11 protein-coding genes are annotated in these 12,634 nt (G+C 58.8%); 8 read left to right on the forward strand and 3 right to left on the reverse strand.

The window, feature by feature from the left end:
- The first annotated feature begins 129 nt into the window (after nucleotides 1-129).
- The gene (locus tag ISP18_RS16945; RefSeq protein ID WP_380014686.1) at nucleotides 130-1,863 is read left to right on the forward strand and encodes an ArnT family glycosyltransferase; all 1,734 of its coding nucleotides are present in this window, start codon (nucleotides 130-132) and stop codon (nucleotides 1,861-1,863) included.
- Nucleotides 1,860-2,180 (forward strand): tetratricopeptide repeat protein, encoded by a 321-nt coding sequence (locus ISP18_RS16950; RefSeq protein WP_380014689.1) that lies wholly within the window; start codon nucleotides 1,860-1,862, stop codon nucleotides 2,178-2,180. Before ISP18_RS16945 ends, ISP18_RS16950 begins: the two co-directional genes overlap by 4 nt.
- A 228-nt stretch (nucleotides 2,181-2,408) precedes the next feature.
- Here ISP18_RS16950 and ISP18_RS16955 read toward each other — a convergent pair whose 3' ends face one another.
- Entirely contained in the window at nucleotides 2,409-3,287 is an 879-nt protein-coding gene (locus ISP18_RS16955) for an LpxL/LpxP family acyltransferase (RefSeq protein WP_380014692.1), read from the reverse strand.
- 247 nt (nucleotides 3,288-3,534) lie between these two features.
- On the opposite strand from ISP18_RS16955, the gene dtd reads away from it, so the two are divergent.
- Nucleotides 3,535-3,975 carry a D-aminoacyl-tRNA deacylase gene (gene dtd, locus ISP18_RS16960; RefSeq protein ID WP_380014695.1) on the forward strand — a complete coding sequence of 147 codons (441 nt, stop codon included), beginning with the start codon at nucleotides 3,535-3,537 and terminating at the stop codon, nucleotides 3,973-3,975.
- Between the two features lie 163 nt (nucleotides 3,976-4,138).
- Complete coding sequence (gene rpoD, locus ISP18_RS16965) at nucleotides 4,139-5,998, forward strand: RNA polymerase sigma factor RpoD (protein WP_380014698.1); 1,860 nt, start codon at nucleotides 4,139-4,141, stop codon at nucleotides 5,996-5,998.
- A gap of 255 nt (nucleotides 5,999-6,253) precedes the next feature.
- On the opposite strand, the gene ISP18_RS16970 is transcribed toward rpoD, so the two are convergent.
- A complete protein-coding gene (locus ISP18_RS16970) occupies nucleotides 6,254-6,625 on the reverse strand; it encodes a SnoaL-like domain-containing protein (RefSeq protein WP_380014701.1) in 372 nt (123 codons plus the stop codon).
- A 659-nt stretch (nucleotides 6,626-7,284) separates the two neighbouring features.
- Here ISP18_RS16970 and ISP18_RS16975 point away from each other — a divergent pair.
- Nucleotides 7,285-8,502 (forward strand): tyrosine-type recombinase/integrase, encoded by a 1,218-nt coding sequence (locus tag ISP18_RS16975; RefSeq protein ID WP_380014704.1) that lies wholly within the window; start codon nucleotides 7,285-7,287, stop codon nucleotides 8,500-8,502.
- 218 nt (nucleotides 8,503-8,720) lie between these two features.
- On the opposite strand, the gene ISP18_RS16980 is transcribed toward ISP18_RS16975, so the two are convergent.
- Complete coding sequence (locus tag ISP18_RS16980; protein WP_380014707.1) at nucleotides 8,721-9,026, reverse strand: helix-turn-helix domain-containing protein; 306 nt, start codon at nucleotides 9,024-9,026, stop codon at nucleotides 8,721-8,723.
- Nucleotides 9,027-9,389: 363 nt separating this feature from the next.
- Between ISP18_RS16980 and ISP18_RS16985 the strand changes: the two genes are divergently transcribed.
- The 3 genes from ISP18_RS16985 to ISP18_RS16995 all read left to right on the forward strand — a co-directional run bounded on the left by ISP18_RS16985 (nucleotide 9,390) and on the right by ISP18_RS16995 (nucleotide 12,612).
- Nucleotides 9,390-10,694 (forward strand): toxin-antitoxin system YwqK family antitoxin, encoded by a 1,305-nt coding sequence (locus ISP18_RS16985; RefSeq protein WP_380014710.1) that lies wholly within the window; start codon nucleotides 9,390-9,392, stop codon nucleotides 10,692-10,694.
- Between the two features lie 96 nt (nucleotides 10,695-10,790).
- Nucleotides 10,791-11,909: a hypothetical protein gene (locus ISP18_RS16990; protein WP_380014713.1), complete on the forward strand. Its 1,119-nt coding sequence runs from the start codon at nucleotides 10,791-10,793 to the stop codon at nucleotides 11,907-11,909.
- A gap of 253 nt (nucleotides 11,910-12,162) precedes the next feature.
- Nucleotides 12,163-12,612, forward strand: a complete 450-nt coding sequence (locus ISP18_RS16995) for an AAA family ATPase (protein ID WP_380014716.1) — start codon at nucleotides 12,163-12,165, stop codon at nucleotides 12,610-12,612.
- The last annotated feature ends 22 nt before the right edge of the window (nucleotides 12,613-12,634 follow it).

Below are 12,634 nucleotides of genomic sequence, written 5' to 3' on the forward strand. Positions count from 1 at the left end.
GTTGATCGCACCCTCACCCCCACCCCTCCCGATAAGGAGAGGGACTTGTTCGCGCAAGATTCAAACAATAACGGTGATATGCGCCGCACCGGCTAGAATCCCGCCCACTCCCACACAAAGCCGCTGCCCGTGCCGACCACCAACACCTATCGCCGCTCCGAAGTCCTTCGCAGCCTGTGGCCCTGGCTGCCGTTATGGACCGTGGTGGCGCTGGTGGCGATCTTCTCACACGGTCCGATGCCGCTGTTCTCCACTCGCACCCTCGCGGTAGCGTGGGAGATGTGGCGTGAGCATCACTGGCTGGTGCCGCACATCAATGGTGAACCCTACAGTGAGAAAGTGCCGCTGCTGTTCTGGCTGATCCACGCCGGCTGGTTCGTGTTCGGCGTCAATGATCTATGGCCGCGCGTGCTGGAAGTGATCTTCGGTTGCGTGCAGCTGGTGCAGTTGTCGATCCTGGCGCGCCGCCTGTTCCCTGATCGTCCGTGGGTGGCGAAGGCCGCGCCGTGGATGCTGCTGGCTTTGTCGTACGCGTTCCTGTTCGGCCTGCAGATCATGTACGAAGTGCTGCTGGCCGACTGCGTGCTTGGCGCGCTGCTGTGCCTGACGCCCACGTTGCGCCGCGCCGAGCCGCGCTGGCTGCTGTTCGGCCTCCTGATCGGCGCCGGCTTGCTCAGCAAGGGGCCGGTGATGTTGCTGCACATCGTGTTTCCGTGGCTGCTTGGACCGCTATGGAACGATTGGGCGCGCGTGCATCGCGCACGTTGGTACGGACGCGGCGTGCTGGCCCTGCTGCTCGGCTTTGCGATGTTGATAGCGTGGGCCATTCCAGCCGGCTTTTCCGGTGGCGACGCCTATCGGCAGCGGCTGTTCTTCACCCAGACGGCCGGGCGCGTGGTGAACGGTACGCAGCAAGCGCAATCGCTGCAAAGCCATCCGCACTGGTTCGGTTGGTATTTAGTTTGGCTGCCGATGCTGCTGTTCCCGTTCACCGCCTGGCCGCGCGCGTGGGTGGCCCTGGGTACGTTGCGCAAGCCACTCGAAGGCGGGCTGCGCTTTGCGCTGTGCTGGCTCGTTCCGTCGTTCGTGCTGTTCTCGGTGATCAGCGGCAAGCAGTGGTACTACCTGTTACCGGAGTTCGGCGGCTGGATGCTGCTGCTCGCCGGAGCCATCGCCGTACTGCGTGAGCGGCACACGGCACTGGCCGAGAACTACTGGCTGGGCAGTTGGGTGCTTGGCGTGGGCGGCATCCTGTTCGCCGGTGTGCTGTTCGCACTGCCGTACCTGGCGATGAGTCACGCGTTTCACAATGACTGGATCGAAGGCGCGGCGCCGTACAGTCGTAGCTTCAGCGTGGCATTCCTGCTGCTCGGCGGCCTGTTGCTGCTGCGCGGGCGCGGCGAAATGCGCCGCCTGGCCGTGGCTGGCCTGTTCGGTGCGCTCGCGCTCAATGCGCTGTTCACGCTGACGCTATGGCACAAGTACGACCTGAGCCCGACCACCACGTTGATTTCCTCCGCGCAGGCCGATGGTCACTCGGTCGCCTATGAGGGCAATTACGAAGGCCAGTTCCATTTCGCCGGCCGATTGACTGAGTCGATCAATGAGCTACGCGACGGGATGGCTTTGCAGGCGTTCGCCAAGGAACATCCCGACGGTCTGATCATCACCCACCCCGACAACATCGACGCCTCGGCCCTGCGCTACGCCCTGCTGGCGCAGCCGTTCCGTTCTTCGTGGGTGGTGGTGTGGTCGGCGCCAACGATCGCCGCACTGCGCGCGGGCCGCACGCCGCCTGAACCGGCGCAGCCACCGCGCGTCTTCCCTGTTCCCATTCCTTCGCAATCCATGCCGCAGTCGTGAACACCGCCCTGATCGACAGCCTGCGCGCGCAATGTGGCGGTCCCCGCGACGGGGCGCTGCTGCGGTTTTCGCTGGGCAACGCGTTGCTCAGTGCGGGTGATCATGTAGCCGCGATCGAGGAGTTTCGACAGGCGGTGGCGTTTGATCAGGATTATTCCGCTGCATGGAAGCTGCTCGGCAAAGCTTGCTTGGCGGCGGATGACAAAACCGGCGCGGTGGACGCGTGGCGACGAGGTATTGCCGTGGCGCAGCACCGGGGAGATAAGCAGGCGGAAAAGGAAATGACGGTGTTTTTGCGCAGGATTGAGCAGGGATGATCTGTTTTCGTTCTGCTACCGGCATACGTTCTCGATAAAGGCGAACCTTGCCCAGTCGTCATTCCGGCGAAGGCCGGAATCTAGTTCAAATACGTTGTGCGTAGCACTCAACATTAAAAAATGTCGTGTCCTTCGGACGCACATTTAGACTGGATTCCGGCCTTCGCCGGAATGACGGTGAGGCACTAAAACCGTTGTCGAAAAGTAAATAAAGGGACGCAACGTCCCTCAATACGGACTCGGTCGGTTATCCGCCGAATACCGCTTGTAATGCCACTGATACTGCGCAAAAGCCAGATTCACGCAGTTCTCCACGCCACGGTTGAGCGCCGCGCACGCGCGCGGCAAGTCCGCATCGTCCAGGCCTTCCGGCGCCGGCAGAAAGTGGATGCGATATCCCTCGCCGCGTGGCAAGCGCTCCGCAAAGGCAAACAGCACGGTGGCGCCGGTACGCGCGGCAAGGCGCGGCAACAGCACCATCGTCATCGCCTCGCGGCCGAAGAACGGTGCGAACTCACCCTCACCCGCGCGCGGCTTCTGATCCGGCAGGATGCCCACTGTGCCGCCAGCCGCCAGTCGCTTGTACAAGGTACGCACCCCAGCGCCTTCCGCACGCACCTGCTCCGGCGCCAGCGCGCCGCGCACTTTGCGCAGCAACGCCTCCACCGCGGCAATGCGCGGCGGCCGGTACAGGATCGCCATCGGCGTCTTGCGACACAGCCAGTAATTGAGCAATTCCCAGCAACCCAGATGCGGCGCCGCAATGATCACGCCTTTGCCGGACGCCAGCGCTGCATCGAACAGCGCCTCGCCACGCACTTCTCGCACCAGGCCCAGCGCGCGCTCTGCGCCCGCGCCCCAGATCTTCACGATCTCGGTAATCGACTTGCCCCCTTCGATCATCGCTTCGCGCACCAGCATGGTGCGTGCCGCCTCATGGAACTCCGGCTTCACGATGCCGATGTTCACCGCCGTATAGCGCGCCATCTTGCCGCCGCGACGCTGCGCCAGTCGCCCCAAGCCTGCGCCGATTACCTGCAGCCAGCGCAACGGCAGCAGCCCCAAAAGGCGCAGCAGCAGGTAGACGAGGTAGATATCAGGACGCATCGAGGTTGACGTGTGCAGCGGGCGAACGCGTAAGGGTATAGGGGCTAGACACGAATGGCACTGACTTGAATGCATACCCGTGATCGAAACCCTCAAGCATCCGCGCTATCTGCCGTTGATCACAGCAACGGCAACCACCCTCCGTGCGCAACGGAACTCACGTCCTGACTGCTCGCCTTTCGCCCCTTTACCCAGCCCGCAGCGCCCTGCAGAGTTATCGCCTCTCCTTGCACCACCTCGACCGCTCATGATTGCTCTTATCCAGCGCGTGCTCTCCGCCCGCGTCGACGTTGACAACGAAACCGTGGGCGCCATCGGCCCCGGGCTACTGGCGCTGGTAGCCGTCCAGCCGGACGACGGCGAAGCACAGGCCAAGCGCATGCTGGAACGATTGCTCGGCTACCGCGTGTTTTGCGACGAGGCCGGCAAGATGAATCGTTCGCTAGCCGATACCGGCGGCGACCTGCTGCTGGTGAGCCAATTCACCCTGGCTGCCGACACCCGATCGGGCATGCGTCCGAGCTTCACCAGCGCCGCCTCACCCGAGCATGGCCGAATCTGGTTCGAGCGCCTGGTGGAACTGGCACGCGCGGCGCATCCAAGGGTGGAAATTGGACGCTTTGGCGCCCATATGGAGGTACATCTGGTCAACGATGGCCCTGTCACCTTTTGGCTCGAGGTGCGTTAGGTGCCCAGGCAGACGAGCAAGCCTACGAACGCTGTCATTCCCGTCGAAACCCGCGATTTGGCGCGATTTTTGCGTGCCGATGACAGCGAATTTTTCACTTGAAAACTGGTCAAAAAAGCATCACATCGCTATACTGATTGGTTCCTATCCCGCGGCGGTTAGCATGAATAACAAAGCCCACGAGCAGCAGTCGGAAATCAAGGCCCTTATTTCCAAGGGTCTAGAGCAAGGTTATCTGACTTACGCCGAGATCAACGATCACCTCCCTGACGACATCGTCGATCCGGAGCAGATCGAAGACATCATGGCGGTGCTCAAGGGTGTGGGCATCGACGTGCACGACGCCGCCCCCGATGCCGACCCGCTGGCCGACAACGCCCCCGGCGCCGCCACCGACGACGAAACCGCCGCCGAAGAAGCAGTCGCGTTGCTCTCCGCCGTGGATTCCGAGGTGGGCCGCACCACCGACCCGGTGCGCATGTACATGCGCGAGATGGGCACGGTGGAACTGCTCACCCGCGAAGGCGAAATCGCCATCGCCAAGCGCATCGAGGAAGGCCTCACCCAGGTGCAGACCGCGCTGGCCAGCTTCCCGCTGACCATCGAACTGCTGCTGGAAGAATACGACCAGCATCTGGACGGCAAGCGCCGCCTCAGCGAGATCCTGGCTGGCTTCGCCGACCTGGAACAGGCCGCCGACGCCGCCCTGGCCGAAGCCGAGCTGGCCGAGGCCGAAGCCGATGCCGACCTGGAAGACGAAGAAGAAGAAGCCGCCGGCACCGAAGACGAAGAAGCCGGCCCCACCGGCCCCGATCCGGAAGAAGTAAAGCGCCGCATGGAACTGCTGCGCGACTACTACGGCAAGTTCCAGAAAGCCGCCGCCAAAGCCACCGACATCAACGACAAGAAGGTGACCAAGCTGCGTGACCAGATGGCCGAGGAGTTCCTCAAGCTCAAGCTGCCGTCCGCGCTGATCGACAGCTTCGTGCGCCGCCTGCGTGAAGTGGTGGGCAATATTCGCCATCACGAGCGCATGCTGATGGACGTCTTCGTCAAGCACGTGAAAATGCCCAAGGCCGAATTCCTCAAAGCCTTCCCCAGCAACGAGGGCAACCTCGCCTGGGCGGAAGAGCTCGGCCGCAAGCGCCAGAAGTGGTCGCCCAACATCAAGCACTACCGCGAGCAGATCGATGCCGAGCAGCAGAAGCTGCAGGACATCGAGAAGAAACTGTTCCTGCCGCTGACCGACATCAAAGAAATCAACCGCAGCATGTCGGTGGGCGAAGCCAAGGCACGCCGCGCCAAGAAGGAAATGGTGGAGGCCAACCTGCGCCTGGTGATCTCCATCGCCAAGAAATACACCAACCGCGGCCTGCAGTTCCTCGACCTCATCCAGGAAGGCAACATCGGCCTGATGAAGGCGGTAGACAAGTTCGAGTACCGCCGCGGCTACAAGTTCTCCACCTACGCCACATGGTGGATCCGCCAGGCCATTACGCGTTCGATCGCCGACCAGGCGCGCACCATCCGCATTCCGGTGCACATGATCGAAACGATCAACAAGCTCAACCGCATCTCGCGTCAGATGCTGCAGCAGTTCGGTCGCGAGCCGACGCCGGAAGAGCTGTCCAAGGAAATGGACATGCCCGAGGACAAGATCCGCAAGGTGCTGAAGATCGCCAAAGAACCGATCTCGATGGAAACCCCGATCGGCGACGACGAAGATTCGCACTTGGGCGACTTCATCGAAGACACCAACGCCAGCTCACCAATCGACTCGGCCACCGAAACCGGCCTGGTGGAAACCGTGCGCGACGTGCTCGCCGGCCTCACCCCGCGCGAAGCGAAGGTGCTGCGCATGCGCTTCGGCATCGACATGAACACCGATCACACCCTGGAAGAAGTCGGCAAGCAGTTCGACGTCACGCGTGAACGCATCCGCCAGATCGAAGCCAAGGCCCTGCGCAAGCTGCGTCATCCCAGTCGTTCGGAACAGCTGCGTTCGTTCCTTGATATCGACTGAGCTAATAGCCCAGTAGCTACACAACAAAAGCCCCGCGAAAGCGGGGCTTTTGTTTGCTTCCTTCTTAGTAAGGAAGAGAACCACACTACAGGCTGTACACCTCAACCGAAGCGAACGTCATCCCGGCGAAGGCCGGACGGAGCGCGACGCGCGGAGAACGTCCGAAGGACGACCCCGTAGGGGTGAGCGAAGCGAATCATCCAGTCCAAACATGGCGTGCGTAGCACACAACATAAATTGAGCCCTCGGCCAGGCTCAATGCACGTCATAGAAAAACTGCTCCTGCACGATCTTGTCGTTCTTCACGTGATACACGCAAATCTCGCGCATATCCGCACGCCCGCGTCCCTTCATCGTGGCATCCAGATGCATCGCTACGCTGAACCAGCCATCCGCAATCACCGGATCGCTCACTTCGTTCTTGTGGATCTTCTCCACCGCCTCTTGGAACTGATGTCCCTTCTCGAGAATCGCCTTCAATCCCTTCGCATTTCCCATCGGGCCATTCGCCATCTCTTGGGGCTCGACGCTAACCGCATCCTTGGCATAAAGCTCCCGCTGCGCCTCTTCGTACTTGCCCTCACGGCACAAAGTAACCAGGCGATTGGCAACCGTTGCAGTGCTCATAACCCACCTCCGCGAAAGATAGGAACAAATAATCTAAGCCCCGCAACGTTAAGATATCGAGCACGCGACGACGCTGCGCCCAGCAGATTTTTGCGGCATGCAGCGACACCCGCTTCCGCTGCCGTGCTGGTATCATGGCCGACGAGATAGGGCCTATAGCTCAACGGTTAGAGCAGGGGACTCATCGAAAGGTGCCGTCGCGCAGTAATGCGCGAACGGGAACGGGATGAATTCAGGGAACCCGCAGCGACGCGTCAGCGGATCGGCGGCAACCCTGAGCCAAGCCGGCGGTACACCGCCGGAAGGTGCAGAGACTACCTGAGGACTTCAGCGTCCTTCATAACAGGCTCGAGCGTCCCGCACCCCACCCGCACGGAAACGTCGGAGGGTGAAGAGATAGTCCGCGCCAGAGGGAAACCTTTGGAACACGCGAATCCCTTGGTTCCAGGTTCGAATCCTGGTGGGCCCACCAAACATCTGTCCGGCGACGTCCAAACAAGTCCAAAGAATCTAAAGAAACCCCGCTAAAAGCGGGGTTTTTTGTCGTCTTATGCCCAGAATAGTCCCGAAATGTCCTGTTGCATCCAATGAAAAAGTGAGTAAGGTTGTGAGTAAGTGGCCGGCTCAAATCTTGCCTTACTCACAAAAGCGTTACTCACATGCTCACTGATACCAAGTTGCGAACGTTGAAACCCCGCGAGAAGGTGTATCGCGTAGCCGATGCCAATGGGCTGTGTATCGAAGTACGCCCCACCGGCGCGAAGCTGTGGCGCTATCGCTATCGACATGCGGGCAAGCCAAGCATGGCTGCCTTAGGTGAATACCCCACAATGTCGCTTGCCGAAGCACGCAGCGAGCGCGACCAAGCACGGGCACAAGTGAAAGAGGGATTGAATCTTGCGCACGTTGCCAAAGCCGAACGCGCCGCACGGATGGAGCGTGCAAGCAACACCTTTGCCTCGGTGGCCCTGGAGTTCCTAGCTAAGCGCGAGAAGGAAGGCATGGGGATGGACAGCGTGGAGCGTGGCCGTCGCCTGATCGAAAAGGACCTCGCAAGTATCTGCAACCTACCAGTGGCTGAAGTGTCTGCAACGATATTGCTGGCGGCTCTTCGCAAGATGGAGAAGCGCGGCATCGTGGAATCGGCACATCGTGCACGCGGCTTGGCTGGTCAGGTATTCCGTTACGCCATCGCCACGGGACGTGCCGAACGCAATCCTGCGGCTGATCTGATTGGTGCGCTTGAACGCCCAAAAACCAAGCACTTTGCCAGCATCATCCTTCCATCGAAGATCGGCGAGCTGCTGCGTTCCATCTACAACTACCAAGGCTCGCTCGTGACGATAGCGGCGCTCAAGCTGGCGCCAATGGTATTCGTACGACCGGGTGAACTGCGGTATGCCGAGTGGTCTGAAATCAACTTGGACAAGGCCGTGTGGGATATCCCTGCCGAAAAGATGAAAATGAAGCAGCCACACCTAGTCCCACTATCCGATCAAGCTGTGTCAATTTTGCACGAGCTGCACTTGCTGACTGGCGGTGGAAAATATGTGTTCCCCGGTGTGCGTAGCATGCGCCGACCTATAAGCGAGAACACGGTTAATGCGGCTCTGCGTTACATGGGCTACGACAGCGACACGATGACTGGGCACGGCTTCCGTGCGATGGCCAGGACGGTGCTGGACGAGGAGCTGGGCTTCCCCGTGGATCACATCGAACACCAGCTAGCCCATGCTGTCAAAGACGCCAATGGTCGCGCTTATAACCGAACTTCGCACTTGCCCGCGCGCCGAAAAATGATGCAGGCGTGGGCGGACTTTTTGGACAGCCTTCGCGTTGGTGCCAAAGTGATTCAACTTGAGCGCCAGTCTGCCTGAAATTAGCGTTTGGCATTGATGGTCGTCATATCCCCCCCTGACCTACGAGCGGAGACCCTAGTCTTGTTCGTGAACACTTGAAAAACGAGTTCCTGTGTGCTTGCACGATCGTTCGGGGCATGCAATGAATGGGCCGCCGGGATGTCCTTGGCGTCCGTGAGGGGCCCCTCACAGCAAGGAAGCCGACGCCCGACCGCCGCCCCTACACGGGCGGCGTTTTACTTCTTATGCCGGGGCTTGGGCTTGACAGCCAGCATCTTGGGGAAGAGTTCCAGGGCCTCATCCACGCGCCGTCCAAAATCCTGGTAGGTCGTGCCACAAGCGGCACACCACGTGTGAACCTGGAGCGGGTCCAATCGTCGGGACCCCACCTCACAAGCTGATACAAAGGCCTGGTCGCGCCCCATGGCCTCGCCCAGCGCTTGCTGGGTCAAGTTGGCCTTCACACGAATAGCCCTGAGCAGAGTGAGGACAACCTCGTACTCCCGCTTATCAATGGACTTGTTTTTGGGTCTGGGTGCCATGGACCGCCCTGGTTTGCGCGGTCCCAAACAATATGCCTCCCGACGAAAAACTCGTTTTTCGAGTGCATTTCAGTAAAATTGGCTTTTTTAAGCCATATGCTCACTCGTTATTCATGTTTCAAATGCAAGATGGCCATCGGGCCCCGGCCTGGCAGCCCTGCCGCGCGCTGCAGGCTTGGCTGGGGATGGGCGCAGCGCGAAAGGCGGGGCTTGACGGAGGAGTTGAGAGCGAGACCGATACAGAGGCGACGCCGCGCAAATATTTACGTGGCTCGCCCTCATACGGAAGCCATACAACCAGCTCAACCGCCAAATTGTCGCCCCGTAACACCCACAACAAATTTTGATAAACAAGGGGGAAGTATGAAGAGGAATGCACAGGTTTGGATGCTTCTTGCGCTCACGCCTTTGGCAATCAGCCTGGCTGGTTGTGGTTCTAACGCAGTCGACTCGAGAGACATTGAATTCAACGATGGGCTGGCTTTTCAGGTTAACCACCAAGACCCGTTTACCGGTGTTGTGACGTTTGTTCACGACACGCCAGGCATCGTTGGAAAGCTGTATGGCTATGCTCCAATGTCTGGATACACCGCTGCGGAAAATAATAATGTTCAGCGCAACTTTACGTGCTCTTTCCACTACGTGAAGGGAGCCATGAATGGCGATGCCGAATGCAAGGATGACAGCGGCGACAAGATGGCGTCCTTTTCGGTCAATGAGAAGTCTTTATTCGATGGATCGGCCGTTATCTATTCGCCACTGGACGCAACGAAGAAATACGCTGAGCTAAATTGGAAATCCGGAACCCTTGATGGGGATCAGAAAACATATGGCGATGACGGGAGCACCGTCATTGACGAGATTCATTTGTCTGATGGACACAAGGACGGTCGAGAGGTCGTAAAGGATGAATCCGGTAACGTTATCGCCGATGGCAAGTGGGATAACGGAAATCCAGAAAGCGGGGATTTTGCTAAATGGAAAATAGGAGCCGAACCAAATGGCGTAAAGATCATCACGGTAGAATCGGTTATCAGTTACGCCAACGGCCAGAAGAGTGGCAAAGCAATTTTTTACGCAGAAGATGATTCAACATCACCGCCATCCACATCCATCTCTTCCGGTGAATACGACAACGGGAATCGGTCTGGTGTGTGGAAGGATGGTCACGTAGGTGGCATCGTGAACGCCATTACATCTAGCTTTCAAGGTGGCTTGCCGCAAGTTTTATATAACTTTCCCCCTTACAAAATGACGAATGGCGACACAAAGAGCGTCTTTAAGGATTGTCATTCGTATGAGTCACATTGGTCACAAGGCCATATCGCGGGCAAGGTTGAGTGCTTCGCCACGTCGGGTAGTCCAGTTGTTGAATTTGAAATTGAGAACGGACAGTTAGTAGGCGATGTCCTATTTCATGATCCTAGTTCGGGTCAAATCGTGACTATTCACCAGCAGGATGGTCGAGAGGTGTCGGAGAGCGGAGCGGAATCTACGTCGCAGGCGGCTCCACAAACAGCCCCTCGGTCTGCACCAGGCAGTGACGGGTGCGTCAATAAATGGATCGATGCCTTCCATAAGGAGCAGGGAGAGGACGCGTCAATCTCCAACGATCAGCTGAGCGAGTGGCAAGATGATTGCCAGCAAGGGAAGCAGGCTGCTCTGTAGCAACATATCAAACCAACCCATAAGCCTGGATCGCTCCGTAAGGAGCGATCCAGGCTTATGCATGTCGTTGCAATCAACCAGCAAATAGAGGAATAGATGGACGCTGTGACATTGATTTTGACGCTGCTGACAGCCTTCAACCTGTCGATGTTGGTGATGAAGGCCTACGGCGACAAGTTTCCCCAGCCGAATGTGCGAGCAAGACATGTCGGTTGGCTCCAAGGATGGCGAAACACCCAGAAGCCACTCCAGCGATACTGGATTCAAGTCGCGATCATGTTTGCGATCATGCTGCTGTTCAACTTTGCGGGCCAGATGTTCGTGGGCTTTCTGGTGTTCGTTCGTTTGATCGTGTTCGTTCTTGGGTACAAACGGGCCAAGCTACAGATCGCCCAGGCGACGTCGCTACAATCCCCTCTAGCAGCAAGCAGGCAGCTGATTATTCAAGCGGAGGCGGCCCAGGGCCACGCTCCCGCCGTAGAGCAGTCACAGGCACCGCAAACAACAGTTCTCCAAGCGCCACCTCTCCCTTCGGGGAAAGGTTACATGGGCAACGGGACGTGGGTGCTCCTGATCGTCATCGTGGTCTGCGCCACCGCGGCGTTCCTTGGCTATCTCTATATCCGCTCGCATCCGCTCGATAACTACGTCGGAAGCGCCCCAGACAACAGTCCTGCCAGTAGCGACACCACATCGACACTTTCGGGCGCGCTGGGTGATTCGGACGGTGATACCCATGCCTCCGGGTCGACCGCGGCCAGCGAATCGGCACCGCAAGTTGCTCAGGTGCAACAGCCAGCGCAGACCCCAAGCCAACAAGCGATGCAACAGGCCGTCCAGCAAGACATGGCAGCCCAAACGCAGGGCGGCAGCTCGAAGGTGACACCGAGCACCTACGGCAACGTGGTGGCCTCGTTCTATCCGGGTAAGTCGCCGCTGGACGCTATCGGGGATGCGTTGGTCTCGATCCATTCTGAGTTGACCGTCCTTGAAATGGCACCCTCGGGCTATCCCGAATACCAAGTCGAGTGTGAGTCCAATGGTCAGTGCGTCGGCGGTATAGGTACGCCGTTAGGAACGGTCGCCGATATTGCGAAGGAGATGTTCCCAGTGAATCCAACCGACGTTGGTCAGGGCGGCATTACCTGTGGTCAGTACATCTGCAATGACGGCAAGGACAACGTCATCGGGCGTGCGCCGGCAGCCGCGCAGTAACCAGCCCGCATTACTCCCCCTGAAACAAGCAGGGCGCCCCGTCACGCTCAGGGGGCGCGGCGCTGATTCGCGTCGAGATAAAGTAGGTGCATGTGAGGCTATTCTTGCGGAGCGGGCCATGTGAAGTGGTGGATTTCTCTCAAGTGAGATTCAGTGTGTTGTGGAGCAGGTTCGGGAGGAGAACAAGGAGTTGTTCGATCAACTGTCCCGCGTCAACGATTGCGGATTCCGTTCGAGTTGATCGCCTCGTCCGGTGAATGACGCAACGGACGCTGCCAAGCATATTCGCCAACTCATCAAGATCGACCCATATACGGCCACACACCTGGTGGCCGACGTCCAGAGCGTTGGGGCGATGCAATCACAGCTCTTGCCGGAAAAAGTTCTATCTGAGAGCTTGGAGCTAGCTCTGACCCCGGACAGCAAGAAGCCAAGCACGGTTGAAAAGATTCAGATCCTTTCATCAATCATGTCGCTGCACGAGGAGGCCACTTCGTTGCTCGCAGCGAGGCCTACTTTTACGAGCACTCTGAAGCATCTTGAAGAGAATCCTGCAGTAGAGCGATGGATCGAAACGGGCCTGGAACTCCACGCGCAACCTGGTTCATGTGAATTTTGCGGAAACACGGTCACTCAAGACAGGTTGGCCTTGCTTGGTGCGCATTTTTCGAAGGATCTGGTAGACCACAAGAAAAAAGTCTAACTCCTATTGGAGCGCGTCGAAG

The sequence above is a fragment of the Dyella humi genome (genome assembly GCF_044904605.1).
GTDB lineage: Bacteria > Pseudomonadota > Gammaproteobacteria > Xanthomonadales > Rhodanobacteraceae > Dyella_B > Dyella_B humi.

Excerpts from the sequence above, each read along its gene's own strand:
- ISP18_RS16980 (WP_380014707.1), bottom strand. The coding sequence starts at position 9,026 with ATGGCACCCAGACCCAAAAACAAGTCCATTGATAAGCGGGAGTACGAG.
- ISP18_RS16975 (WP_380014704.1), top strand. The coding sequence starts at position 7,285 with ATGCTCACTGATACCAAGTTGCGAACGTTGAAACCCCGCGAGAAGGTG.
- ISP18_RS16985 (WP_380014710.1), top strand. The coding sequence starts at position 9,390 with ATGAAGAGGAATGCACAGGTTTGGATGCTTCTTGCGCTCACGCCTTTG.
- ISP18_RS16990 (WP_380014713.1), top strand. The coding sequence starts at position 10,791 with ATGGACGCTGTGACATTGATTTTGACGCTGCTGACAGCCTTCAACCTG.
- rpoD (WP_380014698.1), top strand. The coding sequence starts at position 4,139 with ATGAATAACAAAGCCCACGAGCAGCAGTCGGAAATCAAGGCCCTTATT.
- ISP18_RS16955 (WP_380014692.1), bottom strand. The coding sequence starts at position 3,287 with ATGCGTCCTGATATCTACCTCGTCTACCTGCTGCTGCGCCTTTTGGGG.
- ISP18_RS16970 (WP_380014701.1), bottom strand. The coding sequence starts at position 6,625 with ATGAGCACTGCAACGGTTGCCAATCGCCTGGTTACTTTGTGCCGTGAG.
- dtd (WP_380014695.1), top strand. The coding sequence starts at position 3,535 with ATGATTGCTCTTATCCAGCGCGTGCTCTCCGCCCGCGTCGACGTTGAC.